Origin of the sequence: Paenibacillus xanthanilyticus, from assembly GCF_042682185.1 — a bacterium.
GTDB classification, from domain to species: Bacteria; Bacillota; Bacilli; order Paenibacillales; family Paenibacillaceae; genus Paenibacillus_Z; species Paenibacillus_Z xanthanilyticus.
Genome location: NZ_JBHUHA010000002.1, coordinates 910,682 through 929,528 on the forward strand (window position 1 = coordinate 910,682; position 18,847 = coordinate 929,528).

At 59.2% G+C, this 18,847-nt stretch carries 20 protein-coding genes; 4 read left to right on the plus strand and 16 right to left on the minus strand.

The features are described 5' to 3' along the window. Position 1: 1 nt before the first annotated feature. The 7 genes from ACFSKT_RS21065 to hisC form a co-directional block, all read right to left on the minus strand. On the minus strand, positions 2-580 hold the full coding sequence (locus ACFSKT_RS21065) for a cob(I)yrinic acid a,c-diamide adenosyltransferase (protein WP_377718252.1): 579 nt from the start codon (positions 578-580) through the stop codon (positions 2-4). Then, complete coding sequence (locus tag ACFSKT_RS21070) at positions 577-1,125, minus strand: hypothetical protein (RefSeq protein WP_377718251.1); 549 nt, start codon at positions 1,123-1,125, stop codon at positions 577-579. The genes ACFSKT_RS21065 and ACFSKT_RS21070 overlap by 4 nt, the downstream gene beginning before the upstream one ends. Before the next feature lie 191 nt (positions 1,126-1,316). Then, the gene (locus ACFSKT_RS21075; RefSeq protein ID WP_377718250.1) at positions 1,317-1,826 is read right to left on the minus strand and encodes a DinB family protein; all 510 of its coding nucleotides are present in this window, start codon (positions 1,824-1,826) and stop codon (positions 1,317-1,319) included. Between the two features lie 152 nt (positions 1,827-1,978). After that, on the minus strand, positions 1,979-2,224 hold the full coding sequence (locus ACFSKT_RS21080; protein ID WP_377718249.1) for an aspartyl-phosphate phosphatase Spo0E family protein: 246 nt from the start codon (positions 2,222-2,224) through the stop codon (positions 1,979-1,981). 112 nt (positions 2,225-2,336) lie between these two features. Next, complete coding sequence (locus ACFSKT_RS21085; RefSeq protein ID WP_377718248.1) at positions 2,337-3,551, minus strand: aminotransferase class I/II-fold pyridoxal phosphate-dependent enzyme; 1,215 nt, start codon at positions 3,549-3,551, stop codon at positions 2,337-2,339. Positions 3,552-3,563: 12 nt separating this feature from the next. Further along, on the minus strand, positions 3,564-4,055 hold the full coding sequence (locus ACFSKT_RS21090; protein ID WP_377718247.1) for an Lrp/AsnC family transcriptional regulator: 492 nt from the start codon (positions 4,053-4,055) through the stop codon (positions 3,564-3,566). A gap of 165 nt (positions 4,056-4,220) precedes the next feature. Next, positions 4,221-5,297, minus strand: a complete 1,077-nt coding sequence (gene hisC / locus ACFSKT_RS21095; protein ID WP_377718246.1) for a histidinol-phosphate transaminase — start codon at positions 5,295-5,297, stop codon at positions 4,221-4,223. A 117-nt stretch (positions 5,298-5,414) separates the two neighbouring features. Between hisC and pdxR the strand changes: the two genes are divergently transcribed. Beyond that, a complete protein-coding gene (pdxR, locus tag ACFSKT_RS21100) occupies positions 5,415-6,878 on the plus strand; it encodes a MocR-like pyridoxine biosynthesis transcription factor PdxR (RefSeq protein ID WP_377718245.1) in 1,464 nt (487 codons plus the stop codon). Positions 6,879-6,986: 108 nt separating this feature from the next. On the opposite strand, the gene ACFSKT_RS21105 is transcribed toward pdxR, so the two are convergent. The 4 genes from ACFSKT_RS21105 to ACFSKT_RS21120 form a co-directional block, all read right to left on the minus strand. Further along, a complete protein-coding gene (locus ACFSKT_RS21105) occupies positions 6,987-7,808 on the minus strand; it encodes a spore coat protein (protein ID WP_377718244.1) in 822 nt (273 codons plus the stop codon). A 70-nt stretch (positions 7,809-7,878) separates the two neighbouring features. Continuing rightward, positions 7,879-8,103 (minus strand): hypothetical protein, encoded by a 225-nt coding sequence (locus tag ACFSKT_RS21110; RefSeq protein ID WP_377718243.1) that lies wholly within the window; start codon positions 8,101-8,103, stop codon positions 7,879-7,881. Positions 8,104-8,217: 114 nt separating this feature from the next. Further along, complete coding sequence (locus ACFSKT_RS21115; protein ID WP_377718242.1) at positions 8,218-8,883, minus strand: DUF2642 domain-containing protein; 666 nt, start codon at positions 8,881-8,883, stop codon at positions 8,218-8,220. A gap of 119 nt (positions 8,884-9,002) precedes the next feature. Next, on the minus strand, positions 9,003-9,752 hold the full coding sequence (locus tag ACFSKT_RS21120; RefSeq protein WP_377718241.1) for a hypothetical protein: 750 nt from the start codon (positions 9,750-9,752) through the stop codon (positions 9,003-9,005). A 388-nt stretch (positions 9,753-10,140) separates the two neighbouring features. Between ACFSKT_RS21120 and ACFSKT_RS21125 the strand changes: the two genes are divergently transcribed. After that, positions 10,141-11,211, plus strand: a complete 1,071-nt coding sequence (locus ACFSKT_RS21125) for a CotH kinase family protein (RefSeq protein ID WP_377718240.1) — start codon at positions 10,141-10,143, stop codon at positions 11,209-11,211. Between the two features lie 500 nt (positions 11,212-11,711). Here the strand turns inward: ACFSKT_RS21125 and cysK are convergent, their stop codons facing one another. From cysK to ACFSKT_RS21150, 5 genes are all read right to left on the minus strand, one after another. Continuing rightward, positions 11,712-12,629, minus strand: coding sequence for a cysteine synthase A (gene cysK / locus ACFSKT_RS21130; RefSeq protein ID WP_377718239.1), 918 nt, complete (start codon positions 12,627-12,629; stop codon positions 11,712-11,714). A gap of 29 nt (positions 12,630-12,658) precedes the next feature. Next, positions 12,659-13,969 (minus strand): MFS transporter, encoded by a 1,311-nt coding sequence (locus tag ACFSKT_RS21135; protein ID WP_377718238.1) that lies wholly within the window; start codon positions 13,967-13,969, stop codon positions 12,659-12,661. Positions 13,970-14,092: 123 nt separating this feature from the next. After that, entirely contained in the window at positions 14,093-14,668 is a 576-nt protein-coding gene (locus ACFSKT_RS21140) for a hypothetical protein (RefSeq protein WP_377718237.1), read from the minus strand. Positions 14,669-14,829: 161 nt separating this feature from the next. Beyond that, a complete protein-coding gene (locus ACFSKT_RS21145; protein WP_148932769.1) occupies positions 14,830-15,252 on the minus strand; it encodes a DUF350 domain-containing protein in 423 nt (140 codons plus the stop codon). Positions 15,253-15,277: 25 nt separating this feature from the next. Beyond that, complete coding sequence (locus tag ACFSKT_RS21150; protein ID WP_377718236.1) at positions 15,278-17,641, minus strand: endonuclease MutS2; 2,364 nt, start codon at positions 17,639-17,641, stop codon at positions 15,278-15,280. 155 nt (positions 17,642-17,796) lie between these two features. Here ACFSKT_RS21150 and ACFSKT_RS21155 point away from each other — a divergent pair, with 155 nt between their 5' ends. Together ACFSKT_RS21155 and ACFSKT_RS21160 are read left to right on the plus strand one after the other, a co-directional pair. Continuing rightward, positions 17,797-18,159 carry a phage holin family protein gene (locus ACFSKT_RS21155; protein WP_377718235.1) on the plus strand — a complete coding sequence of 121 codons (363 nt, stop codon included), beginning with the start codon at positions 17,797-17,799 and terminating at the stop codon, positions 18,157-18,159. Between the two features lie 201 nt (positions 18,160-18,360). Further along, positions 18,361-18,741: a cupredoxin domain-containing protein gene (locus ACFSKT_RS21160; protein WP_377718234.1), complete on the plus strand. Its 381-nt coding sequence runs from the start codon at positions 18,361-18,363 to the stop codon at positions 18,739-18,741. Positions 18,742-18,847 lie beyond the last annotated feature (106 nt).

The window sequence follows — 18,847 nt, forward strand, 5'->3', positions numbered from 1 at the left end:
GTCATGACTTCTTCTTCTTGCGGAACACTTCCGCGCTGCGGACGTATTCCGTGTCTGGAACCCCGAGCACGGCGTTCGCGGATCGAGCCGCCGCGAAGAAATAATCCGAAAGGCGGTTGATATACTTCAGCACGTCCATATTGATCTCCATCTCCGAAGCCATCGTCACGACGCGGCGCTCGGCTCTACGGCAGACGGTGCGGCACACGTGCAGCACGGCCGACGTCTCGCTCCCGCCGGGCAGAATGAAGCGCGTCACCTCGGGCGCCGCCGCGATATGCGCGTCGATCCATTGCTCCAGCCGCTCGGCTGGCTGCGCGTCCATCTTGAAATCCCGCCCGGCCGGATCGGCGAACGCCAGATCGGAGCCGCAATCGAACAGCTCCTGCTGGATATCCAGCAGCTCGGCGACCAGCGCCTCCTGCTTCCCTTCGCGCGCCGCCACGGCCGCCGCTTGTCCGACGAAGCTGTTCAGCTCGTCGATCGTGCCGTACGTATCGACGCGGATGTCGTCCTTGCGCACCCGGCCGCCTTTGACGGAAGTTTGCCCGCCGTCCCCGGTTCTCGTATATAATCTCATGGCTTCATAAGCTCCTTCATCACTTGCTTGGACAATTCCCGATCCGGCGCGTTCACCGGGATAATCGCTACGATATCTTTCTCTTCATAGCCGGCGGCCTTGAAGGCCGGGATCTTCTCGACCGGAATCGCGAACAAGCCCTTCACCTTCGTCAGTTCGCCGTTCTCGCCCTCGATCAGACTCTCCATGACGCCTTCCTGGTAATCCTCCGCCTTGAACGTATCGTCAAGCTGAACGGCCGGCCCCTGGTCGATCATCATCTGCAGCGCATCCTTGGGCATCACGATGATCCCGTTGCCCGCGGCCGCAATCTCGACGACCAGCTTCTGCGCGTTGTACATCGGGCTCGCATTCACCGCGATCGTCTTCGTGTCGCCGAACCCGGCCTGCACTTTATCTTCGATCTTCTGCGCCGCGTCGGGATTGAAATATTCCTTCGGCATAATGAACACCGTTAAATCCGGCTCATCCCCGCAGCCCGCGAGCAGCGCGCCAAATAAGGACAATATGAGCAGCAGCGCTGCCAATCTCTTCGTTCTCTTCATCTTCGGCAAATAAGCTCCTTCCACTGGCGTAGTGTCTACGTTCACTATATCATATCTGGCGCACTCCCCACATCCGCGAAGCGATAGGTTCGAGAGATTCCGATAAGATTCGTCACGAAAAAGACAAACGGCGCGCTCTCCCCCGTGGAAGAACGCGCTCGTTCGAAGCCGGGCCCAATCGCCCGGCCGACTTATGTACGCTGCGGCGAATCCGAACGGATCGCGACATCCGCCTCCCGGCCCAAGAAGCGCCGAATCTGCGCCATATGATGCGCGTCGTGCGCGATAAAATCAGCCGCGTACTGCCTGACGGCGAACGGATGACCGTCCGCATCGGTATAGACGCGCGATGCGCGCTCCTCGCCGAGCATCGTCAATTGGCGGATGATCTCGCTTCGGAAGCGTATGGCAAGATCCAGGATCACCTTCGGGCTGCGGGTCGCAGCGAAGGTCATGGCGTCCCGGTTGAATGCATCGTAATCCAAATGCCGCGCCGATATCGGCTCGCCCTGGGAAATTCGCTCGATGGCTTCTTCCAAATAATACTTATCCCATAGCATAATATGGGAAATGATATCGCGAACGGCCCACTTCCCGGGCGCGACCGGCGCCGTCCAGGCCGCTTCGTCCAGCCCGCGCAGCGACTCCGCGAACGGAATAAGCGCGGCGAAATCATGCAGCAGTTGTTCTCTGCTTGCCATTGTAGACCTCTTCCTTTCCGGCATATCTCCTCTTTCTTGAATGCCCATTTATAATAGAACATTTGTTCTCGTTTGTAAATCCATCTTCCGCCCTTAACTAATAAATCGCCAGAAATCAAAAAAGCCGGCCTGCCGGCCGGCTGCTGTTCCTGTTACTGGAGCGAATTTCTTCTCACCATAAACCGCATGTACTCGTTAATCTTAATGTCGAGTTTACGGCTTAGGTCGATGACGATCTCGGAGCTGAACGTCTTCTGCTCCAGGTACGATTGTTCCATACGTTGACGCAGCTCGTATATCTCGTCTTCCAATACGCGGATAGAGGAGGAGTACTGCTTCGCTTGCATGGCGCCCGTTTCGTTAAGAAACGAGAATTCATAATCCGCACAAGCCAACATTCATTCCTCCTTCTGTCGTCGATATCGGTTGCCGGCATACTTGTGCAAACTATGTTTATAAAAATTTGTTAAAGTTATTATAACAAAGTCTGCCAATATTGAAACTATTTTTTTAGTTTGCCTTCAATTTCTGAACGAATTGTCCAATTCGATCAATCGCTTCCGTCAAGTTCGCGATCGAGCTGGCGTACGAACACCGCAGGTGGCCTTCGCCGCCTTTGCCGAACACGTCCCCCGGAACCGCCGCCACGCTGTATTCCTGCAGCAGCCGGGTCGCGAATTCCTCGCTCGTCAGCCCGGTCGATTTCACGGAAGGGAACGCGTAGAACGCGCCTTGCGGCTCGTGGCACTCCAGCCCGATCTGGCGGAAGCCCTGCACGACGATGCGGCGGCGCTGATTATACGACTCGACCATCCGGTCCTTCTCTTCCAGCCCGTTGCGGAGCGCCTCGAGCGCCGCGATCTGGCCCATGATCGGCGCGCACATGATCGTGTATTGGTGAATCTTCAGCATGGCGCCGATCAGCTCCGGATGTCCGCATGCGTAACCCATCCGCCAGCCCGTCATCGCGAACGCCTTGGAGAACCCGCTGACGAGAATCGTCCGGTCCTTCATGCCAGGCATCGCAGCGAAGCTGACGTGCTTCATGCCGTAGGTCAGCTCGGCGTAAATCTCGTCGGAGATGACGATCAGGTCGTTCTCCTCGGCGAACTTGGCGATCGGCAGCCAGTCTTCATACGTCATGATGCCGCCCGTCGGATTGCTCGGGTAACAGAGGATCAGCACTTTGGAGCGGGGCGTCAGCGCGGCTTGCAGCGATTCCACGCGCAGCTTGAAATTGTCTTCCGCGAACGTCTCGACGCCTACCGCCACGCCGCCGCTCAAGGTCGTGATCGGCGAGTAGGTGATGTAGCAAGGCTCCGGCACGAGAATTTCGTCGCCCGGCGTAATGAGCGCCCGCAAGGCGAGGTCGATCGCTTCGCTGCCGCCGACGGTCACGATAATTTCGTCCGCAGGATTGTAATTCACATGGAAGCCATCGCTCAAATATTGACCGATCGCCTCGCGCAGCTCCGGCATGCCGGCATTGGACGTATACTGCGTCTTGCCTCTCTCGAGCGAGTAGATGCAAGCATCGCGCACATGCCAAGGCGTGACGAAATCCGGCTCGCCCACGCCCAGCGTAATGATGTCCTTGCGGCCGGCCGCCAAATCGAAGAACCGGCGGATGCCGGACGGCTTCATATCGCGCGCGCCAGGCGCGAGGTAATCGCGCATGGAACGGGGCGATGTTTGCGGCTGGGATTTCTCTTCTTCTTTAATCATGGCCCATCACCCTCACGGCGAGACGAGAAGACGGTGATCGTCTTCGCGCTCCTCGAATATAATGCCGTCCTGCTTGTATTTCTTCAGAATAAAGAACGTCTTCGTCGACAGCACCGCGTCGATCGTCGACAATTTGCTCGATACGAACGAAGCTACTTCGTTGAGCGTCTTCCCTTGGACTTCGACCAGCAGGTCGTATGCGCCGGACATCAGGTAGACCGACTGCACTTCGGGATATTGATAGATCCGTTCCGCGATACCTTCGAATCCGCGGCCGCGTTCCGGCGTAATTTGAACTTCGATCAAAGCGGTAACCTTCTCCTCGTCGATCTTGCTCGGGTTCACAACGGCCGCGTATTTGACGATGACGTGCTCCTGCTCGAGTTCCGCGATCGCCTGCGTCACCGCCGAGGCCTCCGCATCCAGCATCGTCGCGATCAGCTCCGCGCTGCGCCGCGCATCTTCCTTCAGCAGCTCCAAAATCTTCGTTTTAAGCTCACTCATCGTCAATACCTCCGCTTGCCCCATTCCACAGTAAAGCGCTTGCGCCTTGCTTGCAGGGCGTAATTTTACATGATGTGTCACTAAGTAATAAAGTCTATATTACAACGAATCCAAGCTTCCTGCAAAGCGAAAAAGCGGCGCGGCTTGCGGCCGCCGCGCCCGTCACTAGCCGGATTCGGCCGCAAGCGCATCCAGCTCCTTCGTCAGCCCGCCCATCTCCTCGTCCGTCCCGATCGAAATCCGGAGCAAGCCGCGAAGCCTCGGATGCTCGTAGTGCCGTACGTAAATATCACGCTCGGCCAGCCCCTGGTATATTGCTTGGGCATCCGGACCGGTCGCGGGGGGCGCGCACAGCACGAAATTGGCTGACGACGGCAGCACGTCGTATCCTCGCCTGCGCAGCTCGGCGGCAAAGGCATCCCTTGTCGCAACGACGCGTGATACGATCCCTCGCATGTAGGCAGCGTCACGCACGGCGGCCAGCGCCAGCGTCTGGGCCAGCGCGTCCACGTTATAGATGCCTCCGCCCTTCGCGAACGTCCCGATCAGCTCCCGGCTTCCGGCGCAATAACCCGCCCGCAGTCCGCTTAACCCGTAGGATTTGGAGAACGTCCGCAGAACGAGCAGATTCGAGTATCGCCCGATGAGCGGCAGAATGGACGAGCCGGAAGGCGCATAGTCGATATAAGCCTCGTCGACGACGACCAGCCCCGGGAACGAGCGGATTAGACGCTCCAGATCCTCCCGCTCTGTCAACAAACCGGTCGGCGCGTGGGGATGAATCAGAATTATCACTTCGGCGCCGCTGGATAACAACCCATCGATATCCAAGCGGTAATCCGGCAGCAGCGGGACCGGGATGCACGCGGATTGATGGCCGGCCGCCTCCGTCTGGTAGAGTCCGAAGCCGGGCTCGGCCACGGCCGCCCGTCCGCCCGGGCCGACGAACAGCTTGAACAGAAGCGAGATGATCTCGCTGGACCCGTTCGCGCAGTAGATCTGATCCGCCGCGATCCCCGTCCGTTCGGCGATCGCTTCCCGGAGCGCGGCGGCCGTTGGATCCGGGTATCTGCGGAGCGCTTCCTCCGACATGCGCCGCAGCGCTTCGAGCACCGCCGGAGAGGGCGGATAAGGGCTCTCGTTCTGATTCAGCTTGGCGCAGGTCCGGCCCGGCTTCGGCTGCTCGCCTAATGCATAAGGCTCCAACCGTTCAATATGCGGCAGCGCGTATGTGTGCGTCATCGACATCTCATCCCTTTCTAATGGCATGCTCCCATCGTAATGCAGTCTTGTCACACGAAAAATGTACAGTTTATACTTTTTACATGTGACAGATACACGAAAGGAAGAAGAATCCGTATGCACTCGCTCATGCCGACGATCGACGATGCGTCCGACGTCCCTGTTTATATGCAGCTCTATGGATATATCAAAGCTCAAATCAACGCCGGTCAATTGCGCCCCGGCGAGAAGCTGCCCTCCGTGCGCCTGCTCGCATCGCTGCTGGGCCGCAGCCGAACGCCGATCGCCCTCGCATACGACCAGCTTGCCGCGGAAGGGTATGCGGTCAGCCGCCCCCGCTCCGGACTTTTCGTCGCGGATCTCGCCATCCATTCGCCGGAGATCGTCCCCTCTCCCCGCATGGGACCGATCGGCGAACCTGCGTCGAAGCCCCGTCCGGCAGATGATCCCCCGCTCCCGCCGCGTGCCTATCACGCCGCCGATGCCGACGAAGCGGATTACGATTTCGGCTACGGCGCCGTCGATCTGTCCCATTTCCCGCATGGCCAATGGCGAAAGCTCGTCGGCGCCTGCTTCCTGCCCGAGAACGGCCGTATCCTCTTGTACGGCGATTACCAGGGCGATCCTGGTCTGCGGGAAGAGATTGCCGCTTATCTCCTTCACGCTCGCGGCGTACGCTGCTCGCCCGATCAGATCGTCGTCGGCGCGGGAACGTATCATTCGCTCGATCTGGTGCTTCAGCTGCTCCGTCCGCGCCTTCGGGAGGTCGCGGCGGAAGAATCGGTCAATGACGGCGTCAAATCGCTGCTGTTGCAAGCCGGCGCGCCGGTCGCGCCGATTCGGCTGGAGGCGGACGGCATCCGAATCGAGGAGCTTCGGGCCACCTCCGCCCAAGCCGTCTACGTCACGCCCTCCCACCAATTTCCTTACGGCATGACGACCTCGATCGCCAAAAGGCTGCAGCTGCTCGCCTGGGCGGAGACACGGGATGCTTATATTATCGAGAACGATTACGACGGCGAGTTCCGGTATGGCGGCAAGCCGATTCCTTCCCTTCAAGGGCTCGATCCCGGCGGTCGCGTCATCTACTTGGGCACGTTCTCCAAAGCGCTGGCTCCGTCGCTTCGGCTCAGCTATGTGGTACTACCCCCGGAGATGCTGTCGGCGTTCAAGACGATGGCCCATAGCTACGACCAGCTCGCCTCGCCGATCTTCCAAGCCGCGCTTGCGCAGTTCATGCGCGCCGGCGATTTCGAGCGCCATATCCGCCGCATGCGCATGCTGTACGGCCGCAAGCAAGAGGCCGTGCTGGCTGCCGTCCGCGAGCATCTAGGCGATCGCGCGGAGGTCATCGGCCAAGGCTCCGGGCTGCACGTGCTGCTGCGCGACCGCGAGGGCAGGCGCGAGGACGAGCTTGTGACCGCCGCCAGAGCGGCGCGCGTCCTCGTCTATCCGACGTCCATCTATGCGCTTGCTCCAGAGCTTGCCGCCCCCGGCACGGTGCTGCTCGGCTACGGCGGCATCCCGATCCAACGAATCGCGCCCGGCATCCGAAGGCTGGCGGAAGCTTGGAGAACTTAGCTGGCCTGCCTTAGAGAACAGCCGCAATGACGGAACTTCCTCTCCTGTATGCTCGTCTTTCAAGCAAAAAAGCTCCCTCGCGGGAGCTTCTTACGTGTAACGTCGTGCTTAGGAGAAGTAATTCGGCTGATTGCCGCCAGGCGTCTGGTGGATCGGCTGCAGCGGCGCGAACCCGGAGCCGGCGCGCGATTGCTGCGCGGAAGACGGAGCGCTCGACCGGAACGCCTGGTTCTGAAGGGACGGCTGGAACTGCTGCGAATGCTGGTTTTGTCTCGCCTGCTGGTACTGCTGTTGGCTCATGCCCGATTGCGGGTTGTGCGACTGCTGCCCGTATGTAATCGATTGGTGAACGGGTTGATATTGGGAAGCCGATTGCTGCTCGCTCACTTGGAACGCGCTCGCGCCGATCGGAAATTGGTTCGGTTGGAACTGTTGACGCTGCGTCTCCTGTTGGGCAAACGCGCCCGCGGCCACCGGCATTTGCGTTTGCTGGAACTGCTGCGCCTGCGCGTTGACCGGCTGCGCCTGCTGAGGCTGTTGGAACTGTTGGCGCGAATTCGCCGCTTGCTGCGGCTGGAATTGGCCTTGGCTCTGCGGCTGCAGCCCGACCTTTTGGAGCAGCTGCGCCGCTTTTTGCTGGGACTGCTGCTGCTTCTGCAGCTGCTTGTCCACCTCTTGGCGCAGCGCGGACGTCGGCGTGTCGTACAGGTTGTTCTGCTGCATCGCGCGATACAGCTCGCCTTGAAGCCGGAGTGTGCTGTTCAGCAGCGATGTGAACACCTGCCGGATATCCGGGGAATTCGATTCGGTCACCGCCGTCGCGTACTCGCCGGAAACGCGTTTCAGGTCGGCAAGCACCGTATAAGCCAAATCCTCCTCCGCCAACAGATGGGTATGCGACTGATTCTGGCCGTTCGATTGTTGGAACACGTGAAAAACCTCCTTATGGTTAACTGTCACGATCTCGTACGAGCGAAACGCTTGTCCCTCGCGGGACAGGTTAGCTTTGCGGCTGCGTCGGCGCCAGCTGCTGATGCTGCTGGATCGTATGAATGAGCGTCTCGATATGCTGCTGGTGCTGGCTGATGGCTTGCTGATAGATGTTGACGAGCGCCTGGTTCGACGTCGACGTCGCCGCAACCGCGCATTGCTTCAAGAGCAGGTCTTCATTCGAGATCGAATCGATGATATACTCCAATTCTTTCGAGGACATCGGCTGTAACATGCGATTCCCCTCCTTATCGCCATTTTTTTCAAACCATCCGTATTATGAACCGCACGCATCCAAAATATGTATCCGCTCCTCCCCGAAATTGGAAAGAAGCGGTTTCGCCTTCCATTAGGGCAAATGAACCGTCTTAATATGATTCAGGTGCACGAAGACCGGCGCTCCGCTCGCGTCCGACAGCTCCACGACCTGCTGATCGATCCCTTTCAGCACGCCGATGCCGCTCGCCTGCTCGCCCAGATTGAGAATGACGAACTCGCCGATCAGCTTCTGCAGCTGCTGGTCGAAGGATCGCGCATAGGTGAGCGGCGAAGGCTTAAGCGGGAATTGTTCGGGCGTCAAGGCATACGGCGTCTCGCCTTGCGGATAGGGGATCAAATACTTGAGATGCTGAAGCGATACGATGACGGAGTGATGGACGGGCGAATAGAAGACGAAGAAATCGTTCATGACGCTGTTGACGTACCCGTGAACCGACTGCTCACCCGTAATATACAATTCGGAGAACATTCCTTTGGCGTTCATAAGTATTTTGCGGTAAGAGATCCCGTCGTTCATGTTCTCGTAAGGCGCCTCCGGCAGCCCGGACGGGGGCGGTGAAGCGTTCAGCAGCTTTAGGCGGCGGACGTGAACGAGAGGCACGTAGACGTAGTTGGCGCCGGTGCAGACGACGAGAATGTCTTGTCCCAGATCAGTCAGCCAGCCGCGGACCGGCTGCTTGGCATCGGCGATTTGAAGCTCGACGTAACGGTTAAGGAGCGGACGTAGGTTTCTCATGACTTTCCCTTCCTCCTCGTGCGGCTGTGGATGCCGATGCCGCGAAGCTGGCGCCTGCTGGAGGCGCGCAGCCCGCGCTGCATCATGCGATCGTGATAATGGCTGGCTTTTGGAGCGCGTTAACGGGCGATTTTCTTTTTGCCGCATTTGCATCTGCAGCCGCAGCCGCATTTACGCCCGATTTTTTTGTGGCCGCCTTTTTTGTGGCCGTATTTGCCTGTGTGCTCGTCTTTGCCTTTGTGATCCTTCTTGCCGCCGTAGTCGCCTCCGTCCTTCACGCCCCACGTTTTGTCGGAGCCGTAATGACCGCCGTGGTGCCCTTCGCTGCGCAGACCGTCGCCGCCTTTCGTGCGATGCCCGTCGAACCAGTCGCCGCCGCCCATGAAGCCATGCCCGTAGCCTTTGCCGCCGCTGTGGTGGTCTTTATGGCCGTCGGAGTGATGGTCTTTATGGCCGCCGGAATGATGCCCGTCGTGTTTGCCGCAGCCGCAGTGCTCCTTTTTGTCCTTCTTCTCGTGAATGCTCTTCACGCAGGAGACCTCGACGTAGACGATGCCCCCTTTGGTCAACAATACGATTTTGTGGCAGTCAAAGCCGATCAGCACGCCATCGATCCAGTCCGGACAGCCTTTTTTCAGCTTGATGACGACATGCTTCTTGATCAGACATTTCCAGTCCTCGTCTCTTTTGCCGCCATGGGAACGATGATCCTTATCGGATTTGTGCTCCCACTTCTTGTCGTACGACTTGTGCTCCCACTTCTTGTCGTACGACTTGTGCCCGAACATCTTGCCGTACGATTTATGGCCGTCGGATTTGTGGCCGTCCCACTTCTTGCCGAACGACTTGCCATGGTACTCGTATGCCATACCGAATTCCTCCCGTTTAATATAGGATGGGTGAAGAAAATAGAAACTTCGCCACGCGTCCTCCTTCCAATCTAGCGGTTGGCAGCGTCTGCAAACGCCTTGCCGGCCGACGCTTTCCCCCGAATCTTCCGGATGACGGTTTGTAATATATTTATATGTATCCCGTCTTCAAAGGGACTAGGATAGCAATCTATTTTCTATCAGATATACGCTAGTCTAGCTCCGCAAAGCCTGCTTGCCTGCGGTCCGCTCCCCGTCCGAGCAGACGCTTCTTTTGGCTTTTCTCGCGCCATCCGCACACCTCCAGCCGGGCTCCCGCATAGAGTAAGGTATCGCAGCTTGCCCGCCGCAGGCGGCAGGCTGAACCTGATGCCTGGAGGATGATCCCATGGCCGGAAAGGGATTGCCGGTTCGCTCCATCGAGATTGACCCCAGCGCGAGTCATGAGCTGCTCCGGGACGTATGGAGCGACCGTTACGTGCCTGCGCGGCTGGTCGGAGACGGCGCGGCGGCCGAAGCCCGGATCCGCATCCGGGGCGGCCATACCCGCAACTACTTGAAGAAATCATACGAAATTCAGACGGAAGGCCGCACGCTGCACTGGAACGCGGAGTACGACGACCCTTCGCTCATCCGCAACGCGCTGTCCTTCCGCTTCTTTAACGAGATCGGCGTTCCGGCGCCGCGAACCCGCCACGTCCAGCTGCATTGGAACGGCAAGCCGCATGGCGTGTATGTCGAGATCGAAGCGGTCGACGGGCGATTCTTCAAGCGCCGGCGCATCGGTGCGTCCTCCCTCGTCTACGCGGTGAACGACAACGCCGATTTCACGCTGATCGATCACGAGACGAAGCGTCGCAAACGCTCGCTCTTCGCCGGCTACCAGCTCGTCAAAGGGGGCGACGGAACGAAGAAGCGGCTCGCCGCCTTCATCGCGCACGTGAATCGGCCATCCAGCCCCGCGCTGCGCGCCTACCTTGGCAAACGTCTCGATGTCGACCTCTACTTACGCTGGCTGGCAGGCGCGGTGTTGACGAACAACTACGACGGTTTCGATCAGAATTATGCGTTATACGAGCATCGGGCAACGAGCAAATACCGGATTATTCCATGGGATTACGAAGGGACGTGGGGGCGAAACTGCTTCGGCCGCTTATGTCCGAGCGATCTTGTGCCCGTGCGGGGGATGAATAAGCTGACGGGCAAATTGCTGGCTTACCGATCCGTGCGCGTCCGATACCGCAGCCTGCTGAAACGATTGCTGAACGAGACGTTCACGCCTCGCGCCGTCGAACCGATCGTCAGAGACATGATGGCCAACATACAAGCCGAGGTGCGGGACGATTTTACGCGCAAATGGCCCTACGAGACGTTTCTCGGCGAGGCGGACGTCATCAGCCGGTTCATCAAGGAGCGTCGGGAGGTGCTGTTGGCACAGCTCGCCGAGTGGAAGGATTAGGGCTTCCTCCCCCTTCCCCCTCCGCTGAGGGGAACCAAAGGACTTTGCCCTCTGGACTCCCTCTTCGTGCTGCTACTATTGTTCGCGGTCGGCGGGTAGGCTTGAGCGAGGCACGCTTTTGTCCTCTCGGACAAAGCTTCAGTCGGTTTTGAAGGCAGTTCTTAGACATACGCCTGTCAACTATAGGCCATGGTTGCTTCACCCGACTTTTTCCTTAACCTGACAGCATTGCCCCCTCCGCTGAAGGGAACCAAAGGACTTCGGCCAGCTTATGCTTCCGAAGTGAGTTTTCCGTTGGAAAACTTCAGGACTCCCCTTTTCGTGCTGGCACGTTTGTTCGCGGTCGGCGGGTGCTTTCGATCGCGGCACGCTTTTGTCCTGCGGACAAAGCTTACGTCGTTCTGAAGTCAGGCATAATCTACCGAAACAACAAAAACCCGCAGCGGCCGCCGATATGGCGGGCTGCGGGTTCTTTTTTGTTTTGGATCGAAAAGGAACGATTAGAAAATATCCATGCTTAAATACCGTTCGCCGCTATCCGGCGCAATGCATAACACGCGTTTGCCTTCGCCCAGCTTGCGGGCCAGCTGCAGCGCGGTCCAGACGGCCGCGCCCGACGACGGGCCCAGCAGCAGTCCTTCCTCGCGCGCGAGCGCTCTCATCGTCGCAAGCGCGTCTTCGTCGGAGACCTGCACGATCTCGTCGTACACGTCCGTATTCAACACTTGCGGAATAAACCCGGGGCTCGTGCCGACCAGCTTGTGCGGGCCGGGCTGGCCGCCGGATAGGACGGGCGATCCCTTCGGTTCGACGACGGCGATGTACAAGCCCGGTATGGAGGCGCGCAGCGTCTCGCCCGTCCCGGTTACCGTGCCGCCCGTCCCGGAGGTCGCGACGAACGCGTCCAGACGGCCTCCGGTCTGGCGGATTATCTCGGGCGCCGTCGTCGTGCGGTGAACATCCGGATTGGCGCTGTTCTCGAATTGATTCGGGATGAAACTGCCGGGGATGGAAGCCTGCAGCTCCTTCGCCTTGGCGATCGCGCCCGGCATGCGCTCGGCGGCCGGCGTCAGCACGACCTCGGCGCCGTAGGCTTTCAAGAGCCCGATCCTCTCCTTCGTCATATTATCGGGCATGACGAGAATGAGCTTGTAGCCTTTCACCGCGGCATTCATCGCCAGCCCGATACCCGTGTTGCCGCTTGTCGGCTCGATGATCGTCGCGCCGGGACGGAGCAAGCCGCGACGCTCGGCGTCTGCGATGAGCGACGAGGCCGCCCGATCTTTGACGCTTCCGCTCGGATTGAATTTCTCCAGCTTCACCAGTACTTCCGCGTCGCCCTCCTGGACGAGGCGACGCAGCCGAACCGCCGGCGTGTCGCCGATCAGTTCCGCCACATTGTTCACAATACGCACCATAAGCGCTTCTCTCCCTTATGAGCCGCTCCTTATGCAGGTCGCTTCACTTTTGATAAATAAGGCCGAATGAACAGCCAGCCGATAATCGGGAACAGCCCGACCGCAAGGAGCAGAATCGGCACGGCCTGCGGCGTTCCCTTCGCGATCGGCAGCACGAGCAGGTAAGACGTCAGACCGATGACGCGTCCCGCCGTTAGTCCCGCCTCGCGCAGCACGATGAATTCCTCCCGCCGGCTGGCGCTCTCCTCGGACTGGCCGATCATATCGAACACCGTCGACGTCATCGGTATGATATAGAGCGGCATGAAGATCGCCGAGCCGATACCGAACATGAGCAGGTTGCCATAGCGCAGCGGCCAGAACAACGGAATGATGACCGCCGTGACCATGACGGCGCCGATCAACATCGCGGTCTTCCGCCGGTCCGGCGTCAGCAGCCTGCCGATCAGCCAGAAGCTGATCAACGCGACGAACGACGTGATGAGCGAGAAGTTGCCGACCTTCTGCTCGTTGTTCGTCGAGATATAGACCAGCAGATTGATGAGGAACATGAATACGCCTTCGCGCACGCCCTGCGCCATAATCGCCGGCACGACGCGCCGCCACGGGCTGTCCTTGCGCGTTAGCTGCCGGAAGCCGTACAGCCATTCATATTGCCCGACCGCCTCCCGCTTCTTCAGCCAGAAGCTCATGACGACCGCCACCGCGAAGAGGATGACCGATATCGTGAAAATAATCGTGTACCCGCGTTCACCCGATTGCGATGTAATAATGAGACCTGAAATCCACGGGGCCAGAATACCCGCGCCAGAGCCTAGAAATCCGGCCAGTCCGTTGAAACGGTCGCGGTTGCCCGGCTCGGTAACTTCAAAATAGACGACGTTGTACGCGAGCCAGAACAACCCGAGCGCGACGCCGTTGAGCATGCCCAGCGGAATCGCGTAGTCGACGGCCGATTTGCCGATCAGCAGCACCGTTAAATAAAAGGCCCCCGACAGCGCCACGCCCAGCCGGAGGCAGTGCATCTTATTATGTTCTTTGACCCACTTGCCGGCGAGCCAGAACGTCAAGCCGCTGACCGTCGCTTGAAACAGATTGAACCAGCCGATCAGCGCCAGCGATTGGCTCGCCTTCCACAGGTATACGGGCACGAACGTACCCGACAGCGCGTTGGCAATGCCAAGCAGTCCTTGCACGACCAGCAAAAGAACAGCCTGCCCGTCCAGCGAGCGGCTGTCGTAGTTGCGCTTGCCGCCGCCGCCGAACGATTCCGTGCGCATCTTCCCGCGCGCCATCGTAGCCGCCCATTGGGACTGCACCGAATGTTTGCCCTGCTCCATAGCTCTCGTTCCTCCCACCTTGGTCGCTTACGTACTCTTGACGTAAGATACCCCGGAGAAGGAGGAACGATGCCCCATACGATGCGCTTGGCTCCAGTTACCAAGCCTAGATCGGCTTTTCGGTTATAGATTGTCCGCCGCTTCCGCCAGCGTCTCGATCATCCGGTCTTGATCCGGCTTAGCCAGCTTGTTCTCCACGTGGAAGCATGACGGGCATACGTACGTGACGATCTGGAACGGTGCGGCCAAGAGCGGCCCTTTCAGCAGCTTGGAATAGACAGGCGCGAACCCTTCGGCCACCGTCTGCGCGCCGGCTTCCAGCAGGAACTCTCGGCAGACCGGACACTCGGGCATGTCGAGCTGCTGTTCCAGCAGATGCTGCACAGTCGCCTGCGCGGCCAGATGGCCGCCGCCGACCCCGAACGATCCGCCGCTGCGCTGAACCGAGCGCGAGCTAGCCGTATTCGAGTCCTCTTCGTCCCATAGATCGTCGTACGAATCGGCGTCCGCGCTATCGGCGGGCGATGCTTCTACGTCGTCTTCCTCTTCGTCCGCTTGATCGATTCCGATCTGCACGGTCCGATAGCCGGACAATTCGTTGCCGCAATACGGGCAATGCTTCTCCGGCCCAATTTCGCTGTCCCAAATAATTTCGGTGTGGCACCACGGGCACACCGCTGTCGTTTCAATCTCGCTCATTTCGAATTCCTCCGGCCTTCATAACCAACATGGTTTCTTATTTCGTCACATACCAGACGCCGAGCGCAAAGAACAGCACAGCAAGCGCAAGCAGCGTTCCCCATAAATATTTCATCCCCAATAAACGTCCCTTTCAGCATCGGCAAGGATGGCCGCGCTTCTCAGATGATGACGGTGGCGCCGATGACATAGGACAACGCGACCGATATCATCATGGCGATAAATCCGACGGCCCGGTTATCCCGGCCGATCTCGTCGTCGATCCGGAAGACCGGCGTCAGAAATTCAAACAGGAAGTACGCGGCCAGCAGCAGGACGAAGCCGAAGCCCGCCCAGCCCATACTCTCGTAAACGGAATCGTTCGCTTCGATGGAGAAGCGAAAAATATTGCAAATGCCGAATATTTTGCCTCCCGTTGCCATGGCTACCGCGACATTGCCCTTGCGAATCTCGTCCCAGCAATTATAGCGCGTGACGACCTCGAAGAGGAATAAAAACACGACCAAGGCCAGAACCGCCACCGAAACATAGGCGAGCGACGCGGCATACGGATTGCTCAGCAATTGATCGACTTCGCGTTCCACCGGCGGGCACCTCCCGTGCGTAAACTTACTTCAACTCCGCTACCGTCACGCCAGACCCGCCTTCGCCGTAATCGCCAAGCCGGTAGCCTTTCACATGCTTGTGGCGCCGCAGGAAATCGCTAATGCCCGTGCGCAGAATGCCTGTGCCTTTGCCATGGATAATGTACACGCGGCCGAGCCCCGCCAAGAACGACTCGTCCAGGAACCGATCCACCTCGTGGATGGCTTCCTCCAAGTTCGCTCCCCGCAGATCCAGCTCCATCCGCGTATTCTCGTCGCGCGTCCGCTTCAAGCTGGCAGCTTGCTTCGGCTGCTGCGTCTTGGCCGTCTCCGCCCGCTTCACGAGCTCCAGGTCGGAAAGCGCCACCTTCATCTTCATAATGCCCAGCTGGACGAGCGCGTCGGAGCCGCTCAATTCCACGACATGGCCGCGCTGGTTCAGACTGTACACCGTGACCTCGTCGCCCGGACCGATCTGCTGCGGCTTGGCCGCCTTCGTCTTGGCGCCCTTCGCCAGCTTCGGCGCAGGCGCGGCGTCGTCAAGCTTGCGTCTAGCCTCGATCAGCTTATGCTCCTTGACCGAAGCGCCCTCCTCGAGCGCCAGCCTGCGCAGGTCGGCGATGATCGTCTCCGCCTCGCGCTTCGCCTTGGCGACCGCTTCGCGCGCTTCCTCGTTCGCCTTCTCCAGCAACCGGTCGCGCTGCTCCTCGAAACGCTGCAGTTCTTCCTCGTGGCGCGCCCGCTGCGCCTCCATCTGCTTGCGCAGCGCCTCGGCCGTATGGCGTTCCGCTTCGGCGCCGAGACGATCCGCTTCGAGGGAGGCGATCATCGATTCGACGCGCATATCCTCTTCGCTGACTTCCCCGCGCGCGTGCTCGATGATCGAGCGCTGCAGGCCGAGCCGCTCGGCGATCGCGAACGCGTTGCTTCGGCCGGGCACGCCGACGAGCAGCCGGTACGTTGGACTCAGCGTCTGCACGTCGAACTCCATGCTCGCGTTGATAATGCCTTTGCGGTTGTAGGCGTATGCTTTCAATTCGCTGTAATGCGTCGTAGCTACGATCCGGCAGCCCATCTTGTGCATGTGCTCCAGAATGGCGATCGCCAGCGCCGAGCCCTCAGCCGGGTCTGTGCCGGCGCCCAGCTCGTCGAGCAGGACGAGACTCTTCGGCGTCATACCTTTCAGAATGCGGATGATATTGGTCAAATGGCTCGAGAACGTACTTAAGCTTTGTTCAATGCTCTGCTCGTCGCCGATGTCGGCGTAGATCGCATCGAATACGCACAGCTGGCTGCCATCCTCGGCCGGGACGAACAGACCCGACATCGCCATCAGGCTAAGCAGACCGATCGTCTTGAGCGAGACCGTCTTGCCCCCCGTATTCGGACCCGTCACGATGATGGCCGAATATTGATTGCCCAGCTCCACGTCGAGCGGCACGACCTTCTCCTCCGCGATGAGCGGGTGGCGTCCGCGCTTGAGCTTCAGGAAGCCGCGGTCGTTCATCATCGGCAGGCTGGCGCGCATGCCGTGGGCGAGACGCGCCTTCGCGAACGCGAAGTCCAGTTGGCCGAGCACGTCCAGATCCAGCAGCAGGTCATCGGCGTATTCCGCCGTCTGCGCCGTCAGGATCTGGAGTATTTTCTCGATCTCGCGTGATTCGGCCGCCCGCATCTCCCGGAGCTTGTTGTTCATCGCCACGATCGCTTCCGGCTCAATGAACAGCGTCGCGCCCGATCCGGATTGATCGTGCACGATGCCGCCGAAGTGGGAGCGATATTCCTGCTTCACCGGGATGACGTAGCGATCGCCGCGGATTGTGATAATCGCGTCCTGCAGCATTTTCTGCACGGAAGAAGAGCGAATCATGCTCTCGAGCTTCTCGCGAATGCGGCCTTCGCCGCCGCGAATCTCCCTGCGGATCGCCGCGAGCTCGCTGCTTGCGCTGTCCATGACTTCCGCCTGATCGTCGATACAGGCAAGAATCGCGTCCTCGAGCGATTTGTGCTCGGTGAGCTGCTCCGCCTGAAACGCCAGCTGCGGAATCGGATCGTCCTCATGCAGATTGAGCACGTGGCGCTTCACTCTGCGCGAGCCGCGAATCGTCTCCGCGACCTCCAGCAGCTCCGCCGGATTAAGCGTGCCGCCGATCTTGGAACGCAGCAGCTGCGGCCGGATGTCGGTCACGCCGCCGAACGGCGCGTTGCCCTTCAGCCGGTCCGCCTTATAAGCTTCGTCCGTCGTCTGCAGCCGCAGCTTCACTTCTTCCAGGTCGGAGCTTGGGCTTAACGCTTCTGCCGCCGCCTTGCCGAGCGACGTCGCCGCATGGGAGGTCAATCTATGTACAATTTTGGAAAACTCTAAAGTTTGCAGTATTTTGGTGTCCAATCTGAGCACAACTCCTCTCGTTCCTTATTATAGCCGAAGCTGTATGCGTATGCCATGACGGAAGCTGGGATGCATGGCCGTCAAGGGGGCGGGGGTACACTAGTTGTTGCAACGAAACTTTGCATCACAAACTTTTGGTCCAGGAGGGTTTCGTCATGCATATTTTGGGTCATATCGTCCGTTTCATCGTAGCGGCGATCGTCTTGATGGTGGTCGGCTACATCGTTCCGCAGTTCAGCGTCGGCGGGTTCTGGAGCGCGTTGTTCCTGGCGCTGGTCATCGCGGCGTTCGGCTGGATCATTGAAGGGATCTTCGGCAAACGGGTCACGCCGTTCGGGCGCGGCATCGTCGGTTTCATCGCCAGCGCGGCCGTCATCTGGGTTGCGCAATTCATCGTCGGCGGCCTCGCCGTCACGTGGCTCGGCGCCATCCTCGCGGCCTTGGTGATCGGGATCATCGACTTGTTCATTCCGGTCAGCACGCCATACGATGCCGGACGACGGGCAGAGCACAGCTAAGGTAAAGCTGCCGATTACTCGGTCCTCATGAAACGCGGCCTCGCGCCCATGCGAGGCCGGTTTTATGTCCGCTTATCCGTCAATCCACATATAACGCTCTCGATCCTTCAACAGTTCGTCACTGGTATTTTGTCCGATTAGCGGTATACTTAAGTACGAATCACCAGAACTTAAGTCCACGCACGGAAAGGGGTACCACCATTGTTCAAGAAAACATGGCTCATGATGACGCTTGCCGCGATCGTGCTCGTATTGGCCGCTTGCGGTTCGAACAACAACGCTCAGGAGACGAGCAGCGCCGTGGAAGAACCGGCTACGGCCGCGAGCGAAATCGTGATCAAAGCATCCAACTGGGAGTTTGACCAAGCCGAATATAAAATCAAAAAAGGCGAAGCGACAAAAATTAGCGTCGAAACCAAATCGGGTATTCATGGCATCGAGATTCAAGATCTCGGCGTGAAAATCCAGGCCGGCGATGATAAAGTCGTCACGATCAACGAACCGGGTACGTATACGTTCTTCTGCAACATTCAGTGCGGCGGCGGCCACTCCAAAATGAAATCGACGATCGTCGTCGAGTAAATGCAAGCGTCTCGCACCATCTCGGTGATGAGGCGCTTTCTTCTTTTCCCGCCGACGCGCCGCAAAAAAAAAGAGAGGGCTCTCCGTTATGGCGAGCCCTCTCTTG